This window comes from Tamlana sp. 2_MG-2023 (assembly GCF_030548465.1).
Classification (GTDB): Bacteria; Bacteroidota; Bacteroidia; order Flavobacteriales; family Flavobacteriaceae; genus Pseudotamlana.
Map to the genome: position 1 here is coordinate 292,689 of NZ_JAUOSF010000004.1, position 21,702 is coordinate 314,390.

Annotated in this window: 20 protein-coding genes; 16 read left to right on the forward strand and 4 right to left on the reverse strand. The window is 33.5% G+C overall.

All coding sequences use genetic code 11. The features are described from left to right. Nucleotides 1-269 precede the first annotated feature (269 nt). The 5 genes from Q4566_RS08730 (at nucleotide 270) to Q4566_RS08750 (ending at nucleotide 4,492) form a co-directional block, all read left to right on the forward strand. A complete protein-coding gene (locus tag Q4566_RS08730) occupies nucleotides 270-677 on the forward strand; it encodes a DUF1573 domain-containing protein (RefSeq protein WP_303420247.1) in 408 nt (135 codons plus the stop codon). Between the two features lie 207 nt (nucleotides 678-884). After that, complete coding sequence (locus Q4566_RS08735) at nucleotides 885-2,075, forward strand: pyridoxal phosphate-dependent aminotransferase (RefSeq protein ID WP_303420248.1); 1,191 nt, start codon at nucleotides 885-887, stop codon at nucleotides 2,073-2,075. Nucleotides 2,076-2,079: 4 nt separating this feature from the next. After that, complete coding sequence (gene murB / locus Q4566_RS08740) at nucleotides 2,080-3,093, forward strand: UDP-N-acetylmuramate dehydrogenase (protein ID WP_303420249.1); 1,014 nt, start codon at nucleotides 2,080-2,082, stop codon at nucleotides 3,091-3,093. 66 nt (nucleotides 3,094-3,159) lie between these two features. Continuing rightward, entirely contained in the window at nucleotides 3,160-3,690 is a 531-nt protein-coding gene (locus tag Q4566_RS08745; protein ID WP_303420250.1) for an RNA polymerase sigma factor, read from the forward strand. Between the two features lie 13 nt (nucleotides 3,691-3,703). Further along, nucleotides 3,704-4,492, forward strand: a complete 789-nt coding sequence (locus Q4566_RS08750) for an anti-sigma factor (RefSeq protein WP_303420251.1) — start codon at nucleotides 3,704-3,706, stop codon at nucleotides 4,490-4,492. Between the two features lie 76 nt (nucleotides 4,493-4,568). On the opposite strand, the gene aqpZ is transcribed toward Q4566_RS08750, so the two are convergent. After that, nucleotides 4,569-5,255 (reverse strand): aquaporin Z, encoded by a 687-nt coding sequence (gene aqpZ, locus Q4566_RS08755; protein ID WP_303420252.1) that lies wholly within the window; start codon nucleotides 5,253-5,255, stop codon nucleotides 4,569-4,571. A gap of 162 nt (nucleotides 5,256-5,417) precedes the next feature. Here aqpZ and Q4566_RS08760 point away from each other — a divergent pair, with 162 nt between their 5' ends. The 6 genes from Q4566_RS08760 (at nucleotide 5,418) to Q4566_RS08785 (ending at nucleotide 11,544) form a co-directional block, all read left to right on the forward strand. Further along, on the forward strand, nucleotides 5,418-5,621 hold the full coding sequence (locus Q4566_RS08760; protein ID WP_303420253.1) for a membrane or secreted protein: 204 nt from the start codon (nucleotides 5,418-5,420) through the stop codon (nucleotides 5,619-5,621). 7 nt (nucleotides 5,622-5,628) lie between these two features. Further along, nucleotides 5,629-6,741 (forward strand): glycosyltransferase, encoded by a 1,113-nt coding sequence (locus tag Q4566_RS08765; protein WP_303420254.1) that lies wholly within the window; start codon nucleotides 5,629-5,631, stop codon nucleotides 6,739-6,741. Next, nucleotides 6,732-7,277 (forward strand): RNA polymerase sigma factor, encoded by a 546-nt coding sequence (locus tag Q4566_RS08770; protein WP_303420255.1) that lies wholly within the window; start codon nucleotides 6,732-6,734, stop codon nucleotides 7,275-7,277. The genes Q4566_RS08765 and Q4566_RS08770 overlap by 10 nt, the downstream gene beginning before the upstream one ends. Before the next feature lie 105 nt (nucleotides 7,278-7,382). After that, the gene (gene lipA / locus Q4566_RS08775) at nucleotides 7,383-8,261 is read left to right on the forward strand and encodes a lipoyl synthase (protein ID WP_303420256.1); all 879 of its coding nucleotides are present in this window, start codon (nucleotides 7,383-7,385) and stop codon (nucleotides 8,259-8,261) included. Between the two features lie 2 nt (nucleotides 8,262-8,263). Then, a complete protein-coding gene (gene gap, locus Q4566_RS08780) occupies nucleotides 8,264-9,274 on the forward strand; it encodes a type I glyceraldehyde-3-phosphate dehydrogenase (RefSeq protein WP_303420257.1) in 1,011 nt (336 codons plus the stop codon). 32 nt (nucleotides 9,275-9,306) lie between these two features. Continuing rightward, entirely contained in the window at nucleotides 9,307-11,544 is a 2,238-nt protein-coding gene (locus Q4566_RS08785; RefSeq protein ID WP_303420258.1) for an ATP-binding protein, read from the forward strand. On the opposite strand, the gene lpxK is transcribed toward Q4566_RS08785, so the two are convergent. Further along, nucleotides 11,534-12,538 (reverse strand): tetraacyldisaccharide 4'-kinase, encoded by a 1,005-nt coding sequence (lpxK, locus tag Q4566_RS08790; RefSeq protein ID WP_303420259.1) that lies wholly within the window; start codon nucleotides 12,536-12,538, stop codon nucleotides 11,534-11,536. The genes Q4566_RS08785 and lpxK overlap by 11 nt on opposite strands. Before the next feature lie 53 nt (nucleotides 12,539-12,591). Here lpxK and Q4566_RS08795 point away from each other — a divergent pair, with 53 nt between their 5' ends. The 4 genes from Q4566_RS08795 (at nucleotide 12,592) to msrA (ending at nucleotide 16,005) form a co-directional block, all read left to right on the forward strand. Continuing rightward, the gene (locus tag Q4566_RS08795) at nucleotides 12,592-13,686 is read left to right on the forward strand and encodes a Nif3-like dinuclear metal center hexameric protein (protein WP_303420260.1); all 1,095 of its coding nucleotides are present in this window, start codon (nucleotides 12,592-12,594) and stop codon (nucleotides 13,684-13,686) included. Nucleotides 13,687-13,689: 3 nt separating this feature from the next. Further along, nucleotides 13,690-14,469: a zinc ribbon domain-containing protein gene (locus tag Q4566_RS08800; RefSeq protein ID WP_303420261.1), complete on the forward strand. Its 780-nt coding sequence runs from the start codon at nucleotides 13,690-13,692 to the stop codon at nucleotides 14,467-14,469. A gap of 182 nt (nucleotides 14,470-14,651) precedes the next feature. After that, nucleotides 14,652-15,113, forward strand: a complete 462-nt coding sequence (locus Q4566_RS08805) for a hypothetical protein (protein WP_303420262.1) — start codon at nucleotides 14,652-14,654, stop codon at nucleotides 15,111-15,113. 232 nt (nucleotides 15,114-15,345) lie between these two features. Further along, nucleotides 15,346-16,005, forward strand: a complete 660-nt coding sequence (msrA, locus tag Q4566_RS08810) for a peptide-methionine (S)-S-oxide reductase MsrA (RefSeq protein WP_303420263.1) — start codon at nucleotides 15,346-15,348, stop codon at nucleotides 16,003-16,005. Nucleotides 16,006-16,089: 84 nt separating this feature from the next. Here msrA and Q4566_RS08815 read toward each other — a convergent pair whose 3' ends face one another. Both Q4566_RS08815 and Q4566_RS08820 read right to left on the reverse strand, forming a co-directional pair. Further along, nucleotides 16,090-16,962 carry a T9SS type A sorting domain-containing protein gene (locus Q4566_RS08815; protein WP_303420264.1) on the reverse strand — a complete coding sequence of 291 codons (873 nt, stop codon included), beginning with the start codon at nucleotides 16,960-16,962 and terminating at the stop codon, nucleotides 16,090-16,092. A gap of 172 nt (nucleotides 16,963-17,134) precedes the next feature. Beyond that, nucleotides 17,135-19,726, reverse strand: coding sequence for a T9SS type A sorting domain-containing protein (locus Q4566_RS08820; protein ID WP_303420265.1), 2,592 nt, complete (start codon nucleotides 19,724-19,726; stop codon nucleotides 17,135-17,137). A gap of 378 nt (nucleotides 19,727-20,104) precedes the next feature. On the opposite strand from Q4566_RS08820, the gene Q4566_RS08825 reads away from it, so the two are divergent. Then, nucleotides 20,105-21,643 (forward strand): tetratricopeptide repeat protein, encoded by a 1,539-nt coding sequence (locus Q4566_RS08825; RefSeq protein ID WP_303420266.1) that lies wholly within the window; start codon nucleotides 20,105-20,107, stop codon nucleotides 21,641-21,643. The last annotated feature ends 59 nt before the right edge of the window (nucleotides 21,644-21,702 follow it).

A 21,702-nucleotide genomic window follows, 5' to 3' on the forward strand; every position in this document is an offset into this window, starting at 1 on the left:
TTGGAATAATTTTTGAATAATAAAGTGCAAAAGTACTTATATTTCTTTTTCTGTGAAACTATTATATCAATTCATAACCTGAGCAGAAAACGATATTTTAACATATATATAGGCCTTCATTTAGAAGTGATCCGTACATTTGAATATTAGAATTGTGTTAACATTTAGGCGTTACATCTTTTATTTTTGCAGATTATCGGAAAAGTAAGTATGTTTGAAGACTTATTACAAGGATAAACGAAGAAAAATCAACATAAAAATCATAAAAAATGAAATCATTAATTACAATTTTATTTATCGGATTAATTAGTCTGTCGGTTAACGCTCAGGCAAAAATTCAATTTGAATCGGATACTATAGATTATGGAACTGTAGAAAAAGGTTCTGATGGCGTTCGTGTTTTTAAATTTACAAACACAGGAAATGAGCCACTTATCATTTCTAAAGTATCATCTAGTTGTGGTTGTACTATTCCTAAAAAACCGAAAGATCCTATTTTGCCAGGTAAAAAAGGAGAAATCGAAGTGAAATATGACACCAACAGAGTCAACCCTATTAGAAAAACAATTACGGTAATTTCTAATGCTGAAACTCCAACTGTAGCGCTTAAAATTAAAGGTCTAGTCGTTGAAAAAGGAGGCGTTATGGATAAAAAAGACAAAAGTGTAATGCAATAAAAGAGCGTTTCTTTTCATAAAACACCAAAAGGCTTAAACAAACGTTTAAGCCTTTTTTATTTACAGGCCTACAATTAAACAAATTAACAAAAGTTTGAGCTATTTCTTAGCGAACTCATCAAATCCTTAGATATACGCTCATATTTAAACCCGTTTATTGCAAAACTTCATATAATTTTCTCAACTTTACACCCTAAAATTTACCAAATGCCAACCATTTCTAAAAAAGGCCACAAAATGCCTGCTTCTCCTATAAGAAAACTTGTTCCTTATGCAGAACAAGCTATAGAGGACGGAAAGCACATTTACTATTTGAATATTGGACAACCAGACATAAAAACCCCTGAAGTTGCCATAAACGCCGTTAAAAATAGTGATATTGATATTTTATCCTATTCTAGATCTCAAGGTTCTGAAACTTATAGAAAAAAGTTAGCCGCTTACTACAACAAGCACGATATTAACGTAATTCATGAAGACATCATTGTTACTACTGGGGCTAGCGAAGCTTTGCAGTTTTTATTTAGCAGTATCATGGACCCTGAAGATGAAGTTATTATCTCTGAACCTTTTTATGCTAACTATATTGCATTCTCTACAGCAACAGGAGTAAACGTGGTTCCTGCTATTTGTAGTATTGATGATAATTTTGCACTGCCATCGATTGAAACTTTTGAAAGTTTAATTACCCCAAAAACTAAAGCCATACTAATTTGCAACCCAGGAAATCCAACTGGAACTCTGTATTCTAAAGAAGAAATAGAACAACTTGCGGCTTTAGCTATAAAACACGATTTGTTTTTGGTTGCCGACGAGGTGTATCGTGAGTTTATATATGACGGTGAAACCCACTATTCCATTATGCAGGTCAAGGGCATTGAGCAACATGCCGTTATTATAGATTCGGTTTCTAAACGCTATAGCATGTGTGGTGCTCGTGTTGGTTTTTTAGTTTCTAAAAACAAAATGGTTATGGAAACGGTTTTAAAATTTGCCCAAGCAAGACTAAGTCCGCCAACATATGCACAAATAGCTAGTGAAGCTGCTCTAGACACGCCACAAAGTTATTTTGATGAAGTAATTAAAGAGTATGTAGAGCGCAGAAACATCCTTATTTCTGAACTGCAAAAAATAGAAGGCATTAAAGTGGCAAAGCCAAAAGGTGCTTTTTACTGCATAGTTGAATTACCTGTTAAAGACACCGACAAGTTTGCGCAATGGCTTTTAGAAAAGTTTGAAATAAATGGAGAAACTATTATGGTAGCTCCTGCAAACGGATTTTATTCAACGCCTGGTGTTGGATTAAACCAAATAAGAATTGCTTACGTACTTAATAAAGAAAGCTTGATAAAAGCGGTTCATATTTTAAAAGAAGCATTAAAAATTTATAACGACTAAAACCGTGCAAATCGAACAAAATACGTCCTTAAAACCATACAACACCTTTGGTATTGACGCTAAAGCAAAACATTTTGTTTCTGTAGATCATATCGATGAACTGAAAGCGGTTCTTTCTTTAAATGATTACCCCAACAAATTAATTTTAGGTGGTGGCAGTAACATGCTACTAACCAAAGATTTTGATGGTTTAGTAATTAAATTAGGTTTCAAAGGTATTGAGGTCATTTCTGAGGATGACGATTTTGTAATTGTAAAAGCCCAAGCTGGAGAAGTTTGGCATGACTTTGTTCTCTGGACTATTAACAACGATTATGGCGGTATTGAGAATTTATCTCTTATTCCTGGAAACGTTGGCACAGCACCCATTCAAAACATTGGAGCCTACGGTGTCGAACTAAAAGACACTTTTGAATCTTGTGAAGCCATTTCTATTGATTCAAAAACCATGCATACTTTTACCAAAGCAGACTGTCATTTTGGCTATAGAAATTCTATTTTTAAACAAGAAGCAAAAGGTAAATACATCATAACAAGTGTTCACTTTAAACTTTCGAAGAAAAACCATAAACTGCATGTACATTATGGTGCAATTGCTTCAGAATTAGAAAAGGAAGGCGTTAAACACCCAACAATTCAAAACGTTTCCAAAGCTGTTATTATTATTCGTGAAAGCAAACTTCCTAACCCGAAAGTTATTGGAAACTGTGGTAGCTTTTTTAAAAACCCTGTGATTTCAAAAGCAAAATACAATAAACTTACTGAGAATTTTAGTGACATACCATCCTATCCAGTTTCAGAAGAAGACGTTAAAGTTCCAGCGGGTTGGTTAATTGAAAAAGCAGGTTTTAAAGGGAAAACATTTGGACACTATGGAGTTCATAAAAATCAAGCACTGGTTCTAGTAAATTATGGCGGCGCAACAGGTGAAGAAATTCTAAACTTGTCTAAATTAATTCAGAAAACGGTAAAACGTCTTTTTGATATATCTATTGAAGCCGAAGTAAATATCTTGTAATCAAAAAGAAATTTCTAACTTTGCACGCTTGCAACTTCCGCAGGTTTTATATAAAGTCGTTATACATTGATTTCAGCAATAGAAAAAGAAATAGTCAATCTCCTTCAAAAAGAAGATAAAAAGGCCATTAGTTTACTTTATGAAAACTACGCCGACGCCCTTTATGGAGTGATCCGTAAAGTGATTATAGATGAAGATCTAGCCCAAGATGTGCTACAAGAAACTTTTGTAAAAATCTGGAGGTATGCGAAAAAATATGATGCTTCTAAGGCAAAATTATTTACTTGGCTCTACAGAATTGCATATAACACTGCTATTGACAAGGTTAGGTCGCAAAAAAATAAAAATAACAATGAAGTCCAGATGGAGACTTCAACCGTATATAAAGTAACATCCAACGAACTCAATCAGGATGTTTTAGATATCAAGAAACATTTAGGTAGCCTAGATGAAAAATATCAAATAGTGATTAACGCCCTCTTTTTTGAAGGCATGACGCAGCAAGAAGCTAGCGATGAGTTAGATATTCCATTAGGAACAATAAAATCGAGATTAAAAATTGGATTGCGTGAATTGAAAAAAATTTACAATCCTTAAATACATTTAAGTCATGAATGAGAAAGTACATACTTTTTTAAATTCTGGCCTATTAGACAAATATCTATTAGGAGAAACTACTTCTGAAGAAACTAATCAGGTGGAATCCTATATATCTAGGTTCCCAGAAGTACAGAACGCATATAACACCTTGCAATCGAACCTAGAAGTGGTAGCGAAAAGCCAAGCTATTGAAGCCCCTAAAAGCATCTTAGACAATATTTTAGATGAATTAGACGAAAAACCTGTAATCACTTTGAAGCCTCAAAAAACTTACAAAAAGTGGTATAAATTTAGCATCGCTGCTAGTGTTGCGGCTTTCCTTTTTGCTGGAACATCGTACATTTTTTACAATCAAAACCAAAAACTTGCTGAAGAAAACCAAGTGGTTGTTGAAGAAATTTTTGATTTACGTAACGATATCGATAAGCACAACGAAATGCTTGACAGCATGATGAGGCAACTTTTAAGATTAAACAATCCGGAAACTGAAAAGTACATCATTTCAGGAAACGAAAGAGCAAAAGACTTAAAAACAGTAGCTTATATTAATGCCAAGGAAAAAACATCTATGATTGATGTAGTTTCATTACCTCAATTACCGGAAGAACAGTGCTACCAAATCTGGGCAGACTTACAAGGTAAAATGGTGAACTTAGGTATTTTAGATAAAGCCGATAGAAAATTAAGAAATATCCCTTATATGGAGGATGTTCAAGGTTTGAGCATTACCATAGAACCTAAAGGAGGCAATAACGTCGCCTCTAAGGAAAACTCAGTAGCAGAAATTAGTTTACATTAATCCATAGTTAAACTAACAAAAAGCCTCGTTTCAATTGAAACGAGGCTTTTTTATTTTACATCATCATAAATGGATGCTATTCTTTATCAAACAAAGCCTTATGAATAAATCCTGCTACAATAGCTCCTGCAATTGGTGCCACCCAAAACAACCATAACTGACTCACATATGCTCCCCCCGCAAATAACGCCTGACTCGTAGAACGCGCAGGATTAACCGAAGTATTGGTAATTGGAATACTAATTAAATGAATTAAAGTTAAGCCTAAACCTATGGCGATAGGCGCAAATCCTTTAGGCGCTCTTTCATTCGTACTTCCTAATATGATAAGTAGAAAAAACATCGTGAGTAAAAACTCCGCAAGTAATGCAGATGTCATAGAATAACCATCAGGAGACAATTCGCCGTAACCGTTGGAAGCAAAACCACCAATGGTTTCAAAGTCAGATTTACCGGTTACAATAAGATACAGGGCACCAGCCGCAACAAGACCTCCTGCTAATTGAGCTACAATGTAGCCAACTAGATCTTTCGCGTCAAACTTCCCTCCTGCCCATAACCCAAAAGATACTGCTGGATTAAAATGGCCACCAGAAATATGTCCAACAGCAAAGGCCATTGTTAAAACGGTTAAACCGAAAGCCAAAGCCACTCCAGCGAAGCCTATTCCTAATTCAGGGAATCCCGCCGCAAAAACAGCACTACCACAGCCTCCAAAAACAAGCCAAAAAGTTCCAAAAAACTCTGCAAATAATTTTTTCATAAGTGTATTATTATATTGATTAACGTTTTAAATGTACGAATTATTAACAAATAACCGTTTACTATTTTTAGCACAGCCTTAACATTTTTAGTCTCGAAAGTTTAAACAACCATATTCTAAAAATCGTACCTTTGCAGAAATAATTATTTATTTTTTTTTAAAATGAAACTTTTCTTAATCACTATTGCGCTTTTAGCTCTAGGTGTTGCAGGTATTGCAATAAAAATTTGGGCAAAAAAGGACGGGAAATTTGCAGGTACTTGTGCGAGTCAAAACCCTATGCTTAATAAAGAAGGAGAATCTTGTGGTTTCTGCGGAAAAACACCAGATCAATTTAACGATTGTAACGAACCTTCACATTCTTAAGTAGCGTATGCCTTTACTGGTTTTTGTTCTCTATGCCTTTTTGGCTGTGGTCGGCATTCAAGTTTTATTCCATTTCGGCTTCTTCGCCAAATTTGCCTTTTCCAAACAAAAACAAGAATCTAGAAAGGATTTAGCAGTATCTGTTATTATCTGCGCCAAAAATGAAGCTGAAAATTTAAAAACATTTTTACCTTCTATTTGCGCTCAAAACTATCCTAATTTTGAAATTGTTCTTATAAACGACTCCTCTTGTGATGACACCTTGGAAGTCATGGAAGCGTTTTCAGAACAACACACAAACATTAAAATAGTTAATGTTAAAAACATAGAAGCCTTTTGGGGTAATAAAAAATATGCCTTAACTCTAGGTATTAAAGCGGCTACAAAGGACTATTTGTTATTCACAGACGCCGATTGCAAACCATTATCTGAACATTGGATTTCTGAAATGAGTGCTCATTTCACCTCTTCAAAAAATATTATTTTAGGTTATGGCGCCTATGCGAAAATTAAGAACTCCCTTTTAAACAAACTTATTCGTTTTGAAACTTTAGTAACAGCGACGAACTACTTTTCATTTGCTTTAGCAGGTCTACCATACATGGGCGTTGGCAGAAATCTAGCATATACAAAAGATGAATTCTTTAAAGCAAACGGATTTATAAATCATATTCAAGTACGTTCTGGAGATGATGATTTATTTGTAAACCAAGTCGCAACAAAATCTAATACGGCTTGTGTTTTTACAAAAGATAGTTTTACAGAGTCTGTACCTAAAAAAAACTTTAAGGCTTGGTACAAACAAAAGAGGCGTCATGTTTCCACTGCAAGTCATTATAAAAAAATTCATAAAATATTACTAGCAACATTATACATTACAAACTTTTTATTTTGGGCTTTAGCTGTTATTTTATTTACAGCTCAGTTTCAATGGCAAATTGTTTTAGGTGCTTTCTTATTTCGAATCGCTACACAATACACGGTTATGGGATGCGCTTCTAAAAAATTAAATGAAACCGATTTAATCCTACTCTTTCCTTTCCTAGAAGGCTTCTTAATCCTAACACAATTAACTATCTTTATAAACAATATCATCTCAAAACCCAAGCATTGGAAATAGACATAGTCATTAAAAACGCAAAAAACAACGACCAAAAAGCCTTTAACTATCTGTTAGACTTGTACTGGGACGACGTTTATGGCTTTCAATTAAAACGCACACAAAACGAGAATGATGCTGAAGATATTACCATTCAAACTTTTTCTAAAGCTTTCGATCGCATAGAAACTTTTAAGGAAGAGTACACCTTTAAAACCTGGTTAATTACCATTTCAAAAAATATTCATATCGATTTACTTCGGAAGGAAAAAAATTCCATTTCACAAGTTATTCTGAAAAACAATCGTGAAGTTTATGATATTTTAGATGAATCGCCTTCTCCTGAAGACAAGCTCATCACTGAGCAGCATTTAGCAAAATTACTTCGTGATATTAAGAAATTAAAACCTCATTATCAAGAGATTATAAACTTACGCTATTTCCAAGAATTAAGTTATAAGGAGATTTCAGAAGAACTCAAAGAACCTATAAATAACGTAAAAGTAAAACTTCTCCGAGCCAAAAAACTATTGGCAGAGATTATTAAAAAGACATAGCTAAATCTTCAATTTTTATGGCAACCACCTTACTTACATCTCGTTGGCTTCGAGACCTATTTTAAAAGAATACTTTGTATCTTTGCCTTTCTATTTTTTCAGATTATGAACAGTGAAATAACTTCAAATATATTACCAGAACGTACTCCAAAACCTAAATGGCTTCGTGTAAAATTACCAACAGGTAAAAAATACACCGAACTAAGAGGCTTAGTTGATAAATACAAATTAAATACCATTTGTACTTCAGGAAGCTGTCCTAATATGGGGGAATGTTGGGGAGAAGGCACAGCAACATTTATGATTTTAGGAAATGTGTGTACGCGTTCTTGCGGATTTTGTGGTGTAAAAACAGGTCGTCCAGAAACTGTGGACTGGGATGAACCAGAAAAAGTAGGTCGTTCAATCAAAATCATGAATATAAAACATGCTGTTTTAACCAGTGTGGATCGTGATGATTTAAAAGACATGGGAAGTATCATGTGGTCTGAAACTGTAAAAGCAGTGAGACGTATGAATCCTGAAACTACTCTAGAAACACTTATTCCAGATTTTCAAGGGATTGAAAAACACATCGACAGAATTATTGATGTCGCTCCAGAAGTGGTTTCTCATAATATAGAAACCGTACGTCGTTTAACTCGTGATGTTAGAATTCAAGCACAGTACGATCGTAGTATGGGCGTTTTAAAATACTTAAAACAACAAGGTCAGCGTAGAACGAAATCAGGAATCATGCTTGGTTTAGGGGAAACACGCGAAGAGGTTATTCAAACACTACACGATTTAAAAGAGCACGACGTAGATGTTGTTACCATTGGACAATACCTACAACCTTCTAAAAAACACCTACCTGTTAAGAGGTTTATCAATCCAGACGAATTTAAGGAGTTTGAAGAAATCGGGTTAGAATTAGGCTTCCGTCATGTAGAAAGTAGTGCTTTAGTAAGATCATCTTATAAAGCTCAAAAACACATTAATTAGTCATGATTCGCGTTGCCATTAATGGCTTTGGAAGAATTGGAAGACGTGTTTTTCGCTTGCTTCAAGAGTATAAAAACATCGAAGTTGTTGCTATAAACGATTTGTCGGATCCTAAAACCTTAACACATTTATTAAAGTACGATAGTGTTCACGGTATTTTAAAAGGTGATTTTTCTTCCGATGAAAATCATATCATTTATAACGGCAGGGATATTCCGTTATTAAATGAAAAGCATCCTGAAACTATCAATTGGCTACCTTATAACGTTGATTTTGTTATAGAATCTACAGGGAAATTCAAAAGCAAATCAGAAATAAATCACCATATAAAAAACGGCGCTAAACGTGTTATTTTAAGTGTGCCTCCAATTGAAGATGACATAAAAACCATCGTATTAGGGGTCAATAATAACGCGTTAGATGGTTCGGAAACTATAGTTTCTAACGCATCATGTACCACAAATAATGCAGCACCAATGATTGATATTGTCAATAAACTTTGTGGCATCGATCAAGCTTATATTACAACGGTACACTCCTATACAACAGATCAAAGTTTACATGATGTTCCGCATCGTGATTTACGGCGTTCTAGAGCAGCAGCACAGTCTATAGTTCCAACAACTACTGGTGCAGCCAAAGCTTTAACCAAAATTTTCCCTGAGCTTTCAGAGGTTATTGGTGGTTGTGGTATTCGCGTACCTGTTATCAATGGATCGCTAACAGACATTACTTTTAACGTAAAAAAAACGGTTACAGCAGAAGCTATTAACGCTGCCTTTAAAGAAGCTGCCCAAAACCAATACAAACATATTTTAGAATACACCGAAGATCCCATCGTTTCTATTGATATTACAGGCAATACCCATTCCTGTATTTTTGATTCTCAAATGACTTCAGTAATCGGAAATATGGTTAAAATTATTGGTTGGTATGACAACGAATCTGGCTATTCAAAAAGAATAATTGATTTAATTTGTTATTTGTCGGAAAAAGAAACTCTAAATCACTAAAAAGTTTATATTTGTTGGCAACACCAACCAAAATGGCAAAATTTAGGACATACTTATACTTTATAGTATTGCTCATATTCACAGGCGTTTCGGCTCAAATTAAGATTGAGCAAGACCCTGAGCTTGTTCAGAACAATATTAACTACCGCATTACACAATCGGAAACAGAGCTCGAAAGCTACCAATATTATAATGCCCAAAAAAACCTTGATGAAGCTCTAGAACTCGCTGAAAAAGCTGGAAATAAAAAAAGTGTTGGTGTTATTTATGCTTTAAAAGGCCGCTTACAACTCATTATTCAGCAAGAAGACAAAGCTCTAAAATCCTTAAATAAAGCGATTGAAATACAACGTATTATCAATGACAATCAAAATTTAGGCGCTTCTTATAAAATTTATGGTGATGTTTATTTTGCTAAGCAAGATTACTATGCCGCTTTAGATTCGTATACAGCAGCAAAATCAAAATTTGAAGAAGAAAATTTAAACAAAGCGCTAGCAGAAACTCTTATTCACGAAGGTAAAGTTTATTTTCAGTTAAAAAATTATAAAAAATCAAGAGACGTTACTGAACAAGCTTTAGCTATTGCAAAAACCTACGATTTTTATAGAATACAAAGTGAAGCGTTAAACAATCATGCCATTATTTACAGTAAATTAGGTAACACTGAAAAAGCGATTGTGTCAGGTTTGGAAGGGCTAAATATTGCTAACAATCATGATTTTACAAACATTACGAATGATAGCTATTTAATAATAAGTGATTTATATAATAGTATCGGTAATTATAAACTTTCCAGAAAATACTTAAAGGATCATTTAAAACTTTCGGATTCTATACGTGGTTTAAGCCGCATTTATTCGCCTAACAATCAAGAAACTCAGTATTTACTCAACGAGGAAATTGAAAAAAACAATGAGATTGTTGAAAAATTAGAAAAAGCAGAAGAGGACAAAAACTTAGGAACACTCATCTCTATTTTAAGTGTTGCCCTCATTACTATTTTATCGCTTTTAACCTTATCACTTTACAAAAACAATAACATTAGGTTAAAAACAAATACCATGCTTCATAAGAAGAATGGCGAATTAATTATTGCTAAAGAAAAGGCTGAATTAGCATCAAAAACTAAAGCCAATTTCCTTTCTACAGTGACTCACGAATTAAGAACACCGCTTTACGCTGTTACGGGATTAAGTAATATGCTTTTAGAAGAAGACCCTAAACCGGAACAAATACCACATTTAAAATCATTAAAATTCTCTGGTGATTACTTGCTTACTTTCATAAACGACATACTTCAAATTAATAAAATTGAAGCCAACAAAGTTGACATAGAGCCGGAACCTTTCAATTTAAAAAAGAAAATTACCAATATCATTCTGGCATTAAATAATTCGGCTGAAGATAATGAGATTAAAATTCACTTCGAATATGCTCAAGACCTAACCGAAAACTTCATTGCCGATCAGCTTAAAATTTCCCAAATACTTATAAACTTAGTGGGTAATTCTATAAAATTCACCAAAAGTGGAGATATTTGGATTCGCGTATATAAAATAGACCAAAAAGATAAAATTTACACCTTACGCTTTGAAATAGAGGACAATGGTATTGGTATTAGCCAGGAAAAACAAGATCACATGTTTGAAAGTTTTTCTCAAGGCTCGATACAAATTAACCGAAAATATGGAGGAACTGGTTTAGGGCTTTCTATTGTTAAAGGCCTAATTGATATTTTAAAGGGAAAAATTTACGTTAAGAGTGAACTTAATAAAGGTACTACTTTTTATTTCGAAATTCCTTTAGAGTACACCACGGTTGAAGAATCTTTAGAGGCAAAAACAAATTATTTTGAAGGCGACAAAGAAGATTTAGACCTATCTAACGTAAAAATTCTTGTTGTTGAAGACAATAAGATTAACCAAATGATAACCAAAAAAATCCTCTCTAAAATGGATTTATTTTGTGACATTATAGACAATGGTGAAGACGCTGTTAAAATGATTAAAAACAACGATTACAACATCATTTTAATGGATATTCACATGCCAGGAATTAGTGGTATTGAAGCCACAAAGCAAATTAGAGTCTTCGACAGGGAATTAACTATTTTTGCGCTTACCGCGGTTACTATTGAAGATAAAATGCAGGAATTTGAAGATGCTGGATTTACTGATATTATTCCGAAACCATTCAAGCAAGATGAGTTTGAGAAAAAATTATATCATGCTTTAGCTTCTAGGAAAAACCCATCAACTAGCGCTTAACAAAACCTTTAATTAAGTCATTAAACTTTACCGCATCATCTATTTTAACTTCTATTGGTAAGTAGTAAAGTGTGTCTTTTAACACGGCATAATCTTTCAAACGCATAAAATCTTTTTCTGTAGTAACGATACACGATTTTTTAGATAGCGCTTTAATATCTTTATCAGTGAAATCATGATGATCTTTATAATTGAGATGCTCAAAATTTAACTGTTTCCCTTTCAAAAACTGAACTAAAGGCGATGCGTTTGCAATGCCTGTAACTAAGGTAAATTTATTAATTGCATCAAAAGTTATAGATCCAGTTTCTGAAAATAAAGTATCAGAATAGACGATAGCACTAAAAAATACAGCTTGCTCTTTATTCGGTTTAATCTTACTAACAATGGCATCCTTTTCCGCAGACTTTAAATCCGAAGGGCATTTAGTTACCACAATACAATTTGCTCGTTTTGCACCACTTCGAGGTTCTCTTAAATCACCTGTAGGTAATACAATATCATTATAAAACGGATTGGCATAGGTGGTTAACATCACATTAAATCCCGCTTGTACTTTTCGATGTTGAAACGCATCGTCTAACAAAATCACCTCTGGCTTTTTAGCCAAAGCTTGTAACTTGGCAATACCGTTTTGTCTATCTGAATCGACAGCGACTTGAATGCCATCTTTAAACTTATTATAAAATTGAAATGGCTCATCCCCTACCGTTTCAGCTGTTGCATTAGCATCAGCCAATTGAAAACCTTCTGTTTTACGTTTATAACCTCTACTCAAAGTCGCGAGCTTATAATCGTCTTTTAACAATTTTACCAAATATTCAATCATTGGTGTTTTTCCAGTGCCACCTGCGCTTAAATTTCCAACGCAAATCACAGGAAAATCGTAAGTCATCGTCTTTTTTATTCCCAAATCATACAATTTATTGCGTAACCATGTTACCAAAAAATAAATGGGAACCACGGGAAACAAGAGGTATCTTAAAATTTTCATCGCAACGAAAATATAATATTTATATTTGTTTTAAACCAAAACTTATAAATTATATGATCGTTCGAGATGTCATAAATCATTTAGAAGAACTTGCTCCTTTAGCTTACGCGGAAGATTTTGATAATGTTGGCCTTTTGGTAGGTGATAAAAAAGCAAAAATCACAGGTATTCTGGTTTCTCTGGATACTTTAGAAGCTGTCGTAGACGAAGCCATTTCTGAAAACTGTAATATGATTGTAAGTTTTCACCCTATTATTTTTAAAGGGCTAAAAAAAATAACAGGAAAAACTTATGTGGAACGTGTGGTTTTAAAGGCTATAAAGCACGATATCGCCATTTATACGATGCATACCGCTCTTGACAATGCCCTGTTGGGGGTAAACGATATGATATGCAATCAGTTAAAATTAACCAATAAACAAATTTTAATTCCGCAAAGCGGAACTGTAAAAAAATTGGTGACTTACGTACCTAAATACGAAGCACATTTAGTGCGCAGTGCCTTATTTGAAATCGGTGCTGGAAGTATTGGTAATTATGACGCATGTAGTTTTAATGTAGAAGGTTACGGTACCTTTAACGGCAATGAAAATTCTAACCCAACGATAGGCGAGAAAGGCCTAACCCATACCGAAGAAGAAACCAAAATATCAGTAACTTTCGCCAAGCACCTAGAGTCGAAGGTGTTGCATACACTTTTCGATAGTCATTCATATGAAGAAGTAGCTTATGAAATCACTACATTGGAAAACAAAAATCAGCATATTGGCATTGGTATGGTTGGGGAGTTAGAAACCGCTATGGATGAGACGCGCTTTCTAAGCTACGTAAAAGAAAATATGCAAACGGAAGGCATACGTCATTCGGCTTTTTTAAATAAAAAAATAAAGAAAGTAGCCGTTCTAGGAGGCTCTGGCAGTTTTGCCATTCCCGCGGCTAAGGCTTCTGGTGCTGATGCCTTTATAACGGCAGATTTAAAATATCACGATTTTTTTACTGCAGAAAACAACATTCTATTGGCTGATATTGGTCATTATGAAAGCGAGCAATACACAAAAAATCTTTTAGTAGCACATCTTAAGAAAAAAATTACTAATTTTGCAATCATTTTATCAAAGACAAATACCAATCCTGTTAAGTATTTTTAAAGTATGGCCAAAAAGAAAGAAGTAACTGTTGAAGAGCGCTTAAGAGCTTTATACGATTTACAACTCATAGATTCTCGTGTAGACGAAATAAGAAATGTTCGTGGTGAACTTCCTTTAGAAGTTCGTGATTTAGAAGATGAAGTTGCTGGATTAAACATTAGATTAGATAAACTTATTTCTAATTTAGAAGTAATTGACAACGATATCGCTGGAAAGAAAAACTTAATTGAAGAATCTAAATCTTTAATTAAAAAGTATAGCGAACAACAAAAGAACGTTAGAAATAACAGAGAGTTTAACTCTTTAACTAAAGAAGTTGAATTTCAAGAATTAGAAATTGAATTAGCTGAAAAGCATATAAAAGAATTTAAAGTTCAAATCGAACAGAAAAAAGAAGTTATAGCTGAAACTAAAGAGCGTTTAAAAGAACGTGAAAACCACTTGAAACACAAAAAGAGTGAATTAGATGCTATCCTATCTGAAACTGAAAAAGAAGAGCAAGCTTTAATCAAAAAATCTGAAGAGTATAAAGAAACAATCGATTCAAGATTAGTTGCTGCTTATACAAGAATTAGAACGAATGTTAAGAACGGATTAGCTGTTGTGCCCATTGAAAGAGGTGCTTCTGGAGGATCTTTCTTTACAATTCCTCCGCAAGTACAAGTTGAAATTGCTTCTCGTAAAAAAGTAATTACCGATGAGCATAGTGGTAGGATTTTAGTTGATGCTGCTTTAGCCGAAGAACAAAAAGAAAAAATGGAAAAAATGTTTTCTAAACTGTAATCCGTTTTCCAACCTATTGTAAAAAGCCTTCATAATTTATGAAGGCTTTTTTGTTTCTTAAACATTTTTAACAAGGTCTCTAATCGTATTTATGGGAACTCCAAATAAAATTGATCATCAAAAACCTTCTTGAAAATATAATTGTTATATTTATTTAAAATATTTTAATAAATTAATTCCATATGAAAAACAAACTATTAATCTTAGCAACCCTTCTAACTATTTCTATAAACTATGCGCAAACAGACGATTATACCGAAATGTCTCGTACTATTTTAAAATCGGAGACAAAAGAAGCTATCGCTGAAGTAATGACATTGAACGAGACTCAAAGTGCTCCTTTTTGGGAGTTGTACAACGAATTCGAACTTGAAAATTATACGGTTAAAAATAAAAGAATCGCCATAATTAATGATTACGCTAAGAATTTCGAAAATACCTCTAACGAAAAAGCAGATGAGTTAATAAAAGCGTTTTTTGCTTATAAAGCAGAGGATTTGAAGTTAAAAAAGAAATATTATAAGAAAATGAAGAAAATTATTCCAGCTACAGAAGCTGCAAAATTTATTCAAGCAATTAATAAAATTGATGACCTAGTTAATGCAGAGTTAGCTTTAGAAGTCCCTTTAATTGAAACAGAATAAGAAGAGATAACAATAATATTTTACAAAGAGGCTGTCTAAAAGTTTTAAAGTACGTCATTCTGAATTTATTTCAGAATCATATCTACTGACAACCAGTCGTTATGAGAACCTGAATCACGTTCAGGTTGACGAAACTTTATTTTTTAGACAGCCTCTTTGTTGTTTTTTAAAGTATAAATTAAATTAAGGTTTTATACACTTAACCGTCTACTTAAGTATAAACAAATAACTTATGAAACATTTACTCCCAATTTTAATCTTTACTTTATTTTTTAGCTGTCAGAATAATGCACAATCAAATAAATCACAACAAGCTGTTATAAACGCTGAACCCGTTGAAGTTCCTTTAGTAAACGGCATGGCTAAAGCCTATTTTGCAAGTGGCTGCTTTTGGTGTGTTGAATCTATTTATGAAAGTGTAAAAGGCGTTGAAGAATCTATTTCTGGTTATGCTGGCGGACATACAAAAAACCCAACTTACGCAGAAAGCAACACAGGAAGCACAGGACATGCTGAAGCGGTAGAAATAATTTACGATCCTAAAATAGTGACTTTTGAAACACTTGTTGACGTATATTTTACTTCTCAAGATGTGACTCAGGTTAACGGACAAGGAAACGATCGTGGTTCACAATACCGCTCTATTATTTTTTATCAAAATGAAGAACAGAAACAGATTATTTTGAAAAAGAAAACGGCCTTAGCCAAAAAGCGCAACGTTAAAATAGCAGCAGAAGTCTATCCGTTTCAAAAATTTTGGGTCGCTGAAGATTACCATCAAGATTATAAAAAACACCATCCGAATAACAGCTATATCTTAAACGTATCTGTACCTCGTTTTAATCGCTTTAAAGCTAATTTCCCGAATGCATTACTAAAGAAAGGGTATTAATAATACAAAAAAAACACTAACAAGTAAATTACCTGTTAGTGTTTTGCGTGACAATCTTAAATTGACACCTATCAAAAGTGTTTCCTATAACTTAATAAATTTTGCGAAACCTGCATCCGTAGACACAATGTATACGCCAGGAGATAATTCAGACACGTCTAATACGCTAGAAGAAGCATCTACTTCCTTAACAACTGCACCTGTAATACTCATTAACTTGTAAGATTTTGTTTGTATATCCTTAGAAAAATGAATTTGGTCTTGCACAGGGTTTGGGTAAAACGAAACAGTCTCTTTATTAAAAGATTTTGCCCCTAAAGTATTTAAAATATTGTTAGCTCTCGAAATTAACGTAGCATCCGATTCAATCGTAGCCGAATCGTCATATTCCATTCCCGCAACAACCGTGGTTCCTGTTCCATCATCTTTAACAGTAATCGCTGAAGAAGAAGTTCCGTCTGTTCTATTGAAAATACGTTGAATTAACGTATATAAGTTCCCGTTAACAAAAGCTTGTCCGCCACCTTCACTCCATCTTGTGTGCACCAAAACAAAACTCATCGTCCCGTCTCCGTGATCTACATAATCTCTAATATAATCTGGAAAAGTAGCATCCTGTGCTGCCATTTGGTGAATTATAGAAAAACCTCTATTAGCTCCTCCAATGTTTTGCTTTGAATTAGTAGCATCAATATCGGTTAAATTTCCTGTTGCAGGAATTGTTAATCCAGAAAGAGCTGTTACCATTTCTGAAGTATCTCTTATTGGAGACGGGCAATCAACATCAGAAAATGCTATTTTAGTACATCGAATGACAATTGGATCTTCTCCAACAGCAGGACCAAAAATAGCATTGCCTGCTGCAAATTTTTCTGGATAACTTAATACCTCAATTGTGCCTTGTGCGAAAGTTGAAATACTCAACATTAGCGCTAATAATAAAGTAATTTTTCTCATTGTTTTTAGTTTTAATAATTGGTTTAGTAAATTTATTGTGGTGATTAAATAATTCGTCTTTTTTAACTTGAATTAAACTGTTGTTTTTCTTTTTTTCTTAAAATAAAACCCAATAAAAACTTGATAACACCTCTAAAACCAAGCCTTACTAAGCTTTACATAAAACAGTTAGTTATTTTTTATAAATCTTCCCTACACTACCATTATCTGCCTTTAAAAAGTAAATACCAGTAGCTAAATCTGAGATATCCATACGCTTTGAAGCCTGCAAAATTTTTACTTTTACCCCGGTTACAGTATAGACATCGATCGTTTTTATATTAGTACTTGACGCCAAACTAAAGAAACCATCATTCGGGTTAGGATATACCTCTAATGTTTGTCTTTTATAAGTGCTTTTTTTGACATCTTCAGTAGACAAAACGTTTGAACTGAAATTAAAAACTTGCATGGAGGCCGTACTAATATGTCCTCCAGAATCTGGGAAAGTAACTTCTACGGTATTGTTCTGCTGAATTAAATTATAAGGCACTGCAACTTCCAATACGCCAAAAAAGCGCTCTCTTTCCGCTTGGTCATAACCACGCCAGTTATCTGGAATAGAAACAGAGGTATTATTTATTTTTATTGCAGAAGGTGTTACCATATTATTGTGCGGTCTTCCTACCCCTAATCTCAGCATTGCTTCACCAAAAGCATTTGTAGTAACACCATTTATGGTAAAGGTTATTGGCTGATTGGCAGTAATTGGCTGCAAATAAGTAGAGGCAAAGTATTTTGTTTCCGTATTCGTTTCGGTAGGAACAAGACTTCCAGAAAAAGTATATTCTAAAATCATAGTAGCCTCTGCTCCAATTTCTATACTCTTGGTGTCTGTTGGAATATTTTCTTGATCCAATACAGGGGCTTTATTTTCCAAGTATAAATGATTTTTAGAGATAGCACTTACGCTCAAACCACCTAAACCTAGTGCCTCTAAATTTAAAGTCTTATTTTGAAATTCTAGATTATTAACAATAACATAGGCTTTATTTCCAGAAACATAAGCATCCATTTGAATATCTAAATTATCACTTCTAGTATCGACACGCGTTCCTTCTACTTCACTCCATAGTTGATAAAACTTAACAATATCAGTATACACCCATTTTCCAGAATACCCATAACCAGGAACAAAAGAGTTAGGCTCATTTTCCTGACGCATTAACCTATTGTTATATGGGTTCCCTTGAGCTGTACTTCCCCATATAGCCTTTACAACAATAAAAGGAATTGCTAAATCAATAGTATTAGGCCTTTCTAACAAAGACATTAATTGTGCATTTGTGGACTTTATCCACAACCAGTCTCTATAAGGTGACCAATCTTGATCTCTGTGGCCATTCATTTGCGCTCCAAATTCTGAAATCACAAATGGTTTTACAGTTCCAAAAGTTAAGTAACTGTATTGCTCCATCATATCTAAGGTCGCTTCAATATTACTTCCAGAACGTAAATCTATTTTACCATCGGTTTTAGAAGCGATATCATACAGGTGAATGGACCAAAAATCCATTTCATCACCAGCTACATCCATAAAAAGTTTCCATCGGTTATTCCAACGTTGAAAGTTTCCTTTTTCAAAATTAGGAAAAGCAGTAGTGTAGCCGCCCACTTTAGCATTAGGAGCTTGCGCTTTAATTGCTACAGCTGCTTCTTTATGAAATTCGGCAATATCTTGAATGTCATTCGTGAAATTATGTGGTCCGCCATGGCTATGATAAGCTGGTTCATTAATTACCTCAACAAAAGCCGGAGTAGGCTCGCCGTCTGTTCCACCATTTCCGTAGGCTTCATTTACATAACGCCCCATGTATTCTCCAGTAGCTGTAGCATTAGCAAGGAACCAACCTTTTCCAGTAGCTACTTGACCAGAGACAGTCCAAAAAGGATTTAACTGTCCGCCAAGAACTAAATTATTTCTATTTTCATAGTTGTGCCAATTGGTGTTATTTGCATAAGTCGCGTTATTATTAGCACCCCTAGTCGCAACGCTATTGGTTCCAGTAGGTTTTGCAAACCCGGCTCTAGCAGGATCTTCATCAACATTATTTAGGTTATACGTTATTCCTCCCGTATCTCTTCCTAAATACACATCATAACCATTTAAAAAATGATCTCTTAAATCTATAGAAGCATTATTACTTGCGCCTTGGTTATCTACAAAATTATTCCCATCCCACTCTGATTCCCTTTGGTTAGCATGAATAGATATGTACTTCCAACGATCGAAAGTATCTTTGCCTCCTACAATATGTTTGGTATTGAAGTTCACACTAACTTCTGGATTAGGAGGTGGCGCAGCATTGGTTATTGTAATAGCAGTATTATCATTAGCAAACTGCCCAGAATTATATTCCATGAAAATCTTTAACCGATAATAATTCGTTGCAGGTGATAAATTAGCAGACTCTGGAGCTGAACCGTGTAGGGTGTAATCTTGAGTTACGGTACCACTATTTGAATCAGCATCTGATGCTAACACCATTGAGGAATATCCCTTAACTACACCACCCATAACATTCATCTCCTCTAACTTTACAATAAGGTATTTCATATCATTTCCAGCCCCAGCATTGTAAGATACAGCTACAGAAATGGTTTCTCCCGGAGAAACATTTGTTTGAGAATTATTCCAAGTTACGTTTTGGGCTGATATATAATTATTGCAAAATAGCAATAGAAACAGACCTAATAATAAGCCTTTCAATTTAGTAGGTTTCATCTTTGAATTATTTAGAAATCCAAAATTAGACGCTAAACCTTTTTAAAAATTTATTTAAACATGGTAATAACTTTTTTAAGAAGAAATACTACTAGACATTATATAGACAGTTTTAAAAAAAACTCAAAACCAACTTTATTAAAACTGAAAAACACAACATGTACTCTTTATTTTTTTAAATTTAGAAATATTAAAACAATGCTCCTGCATTCAAGTTAAAATTATCAAAGACAAAGTTACTTTATACATTACCCCAATAAACTCGTTATGAAAATCAAGTTACTTACCATTTTTAATAAACCTACTTGTAACTTTAGATTCACAGTTATTTTTAGTTTTTTATTAATCCTAAACTTAAACAATACTTTTGGACAAACTTTGAAACAACAAGATTCCTTGTTAACCAAAGCTACCGAACACCAATTTAAAAATAGGGACAGCGCGATTTATTATTTCAAAAATGGCTATGCCCGAAGAATACAAGAAAAAGATTCAATTAGGGCCGTACGATTATTAATTGAACTCTCTGCATTATATGCCCACAATGTAGATTATGAAAAATCATATAACGGATATTGGAAAGCTCTAATACTAGCTGAAAAGTCAAAAAATTTAAATGCACAATCTGATGCCTATCTCGGTTTAGGTTGGCTATATAGTTTTTTCAAAAGAAACGATGCTGCTGTCAAATATTTCAACAAGTCGCTACGAATAAAAAAAGGTTTAGTTTCAACAAAGAAACTGCATGAGAATTTCTTATGCGAGGTTTATTTTTCTATGGCATGTCATTACCGCGAGAACAATAAATTTACTAAAGCTAATAAATACTTGGATAGCTTAAGGATAATTAAAGAAGCCAACCCCAATTCTGGAAAAAGCTATTATTACGAATCCGAATCGGCTTACCTAGCCTCTATAAACGGTTTTCATGATTCGGCATTAAAAAAACTTAATAACTCTAAAGTATATTTTGAAACACATGACCCTTCTTACTTAGTAATTATCTATTCTCTATTAGGTGAAGTATATAAAAATATGCAACGACTTCAAGAAAGTCAAACATACTTTAAAAAAGCACTAGAAACTTCCTACAAATATAATAGTCATGTAAATTATAGACTTAAGGCTTACCAATCCCTATATAAATTAAACAAGGAAAATAACCACAAGGATGAAGCCTTACATTATCTATTGCGTTACACGAATTTAAAAAGTGAAATTTACGGTATCGATAACAAACACAATCAATTCCTTTTTGAAATTAAGGATAAATACAGATTAGAAAAAGAACAACAACAAGATCTAATTGATCAACAAAAAATAAAAAAATTAGAACAGGAAGAAAAGATTTGGTTTTGGCAGCTCAGCCTACTTTTCGTAGTAATTCTAGCGCTTTTAATTTTTGGTTTTCTATTCATTAAATACTTAAGAAACAAGCATAAAAATGAAAAAACTCATTTACTGGAAAAGCAAAAAACAGAAATCAAGAGACAAAATGACATTATTGAAATAAAAAACAAAGAACTCACCGAATCAGCATTGCGTCTTATTGAGAAAGACGAATTTATTTCCAATATAAAAACCAAGCTTGATAGCAAAGACCATATTGACATCAACGTATTAAAACGACTTATTCGGTCATTTCAAGGGAATACAATTAATAATTGGTTAGAATTTGAAGCTCGATTTACTTCTATAAACAAAAGTTTTTATGAATGCTTAAAAGCAGCATACCCTAACTTGAAAAAAAGTGATTTAAGAATTTGTGCTCTTGTAAAACTACATTTTTCGAGTAAAGACATGTCTAAATTACTTGGAATATCAATAGACAGTGTCCATACATTACGTCATAAATTAAGAAAGAAATTAGGATTATCTCGAAAAGATAATTTAGATGAGTTTATCAGTAAGTTTTAAAAACATGTGGCAAAACAATTGAAAGCTACGGAATAAAAAAAAATAATATCCAATTACCG

Bases quoted from the DNA above. Each gene is read 5' to 3' on its own strand.
- Q4566_RS08765 (WP_303420254.1), top strand. From the start codon at position 5,629: ATGCCTTTACTGGTTTTTGTTCTCTATGCCTTTTTGGCTGTGGTCGGC.
- Q4566_RS08760 (WP_303420253.1), top strand. From the start codon at position 5,418: ATGAAACTTTTCTTAATCACTATTGCGCTTTTAGCTCTAGGTGTTGCA.
- Q4566_RS08805 (WP_303420262.1), top strand. From the start codon at position 14,652: ATGAAAAACAAACTATTAATCTTAGCAACCCTTCTAACTATTTCTATA.
- Q4566_RS08750 (WP_303420251.1), top strand. From the start codon at position 3,704: ATGAATGAGAAAGTACATACTTTTTTAAATTCTGGCCTATTAGACAAA.
- aqpZ (WP_303420252.1), bottom strand. From the start codon at position 5,255: ATGAAAAAATTATTTGCAGAGTTTTTTGGAACTTTTTGGCTTGTTTTT.
- Q4566_RS08815 (WP_303420264.1), bottom strand. From the start codon at position 16,962: ATGAGAAAAATTACTTTATTATTAGCGCTAATGTTGAGTATTTCAACT.
- lipA (WP_303420256.1), top strand. From the start codon at position 7,383: ATGAACAGTGAAATAACTTCAAATATATTACCAGAACGTACTCCAAAA.
- Q4566_RS08820 (WP_303420265.1), bottom strand. From the start codon at position 19,726: ATGAAACCTACTAAATTGAAAGGCTTATTATTAGGTCTGTTTCTATTG.
- Q4566_RS08800 (WP_303420261.1), top strand. From the start codon at position 13,690: ATGGCCAAAAAGAAAGAAGTAACTGTTGAAGAGCGCTTAAGAGCTTTA.
- msrA (WP_303420263.1), top strand. From the start codon at position 15,346: ATGAAACATTTACTCCCAATTTTAATCTTTACTTTATTTTTTAGCTGT.
- Q4566_RS08730 (WP_303420247.1), top strand. From the start codon at position 270: ATGAAATCATTAATTACAATTTTATTTATCGGATTAATTAGTCTGTCG.
- gap (WP_303420257.1), top strand. From the start codon at position 8,264: ATGATTCGCGTTGCCATTAATGGCTTTGGAAGAATTGGAAGACGTGTT.
- Q4566_RS08795 (WP_303420260.1), top strand. From the start codon at position 12,592: ATGATCGTTCGAGATGTCATAAATCATTTAGAAGAACTTGCTCCTTTA.
- Q4566_RS08785 (WP_303420258.1), top strand. From the start codon at position 9,307: ATGGCAAAATTTAGGACATACTTATACTTTATAGTATTGCTCATATTC.
- Q4566_RS08735 (WP_303420248.1), top strand. From the start codon at position 885: ATGCCAACCATTTCTAAAAAAGGCCACAAAATGCCTGCTTCTCCTATA.
- lpxK (WP_303420259.1), bottom strand. From the start codon at position 12,538: ATGAAAATTTTAAGATACCTCTTGTTTCCCGTGGTTCCCATTTATTTT.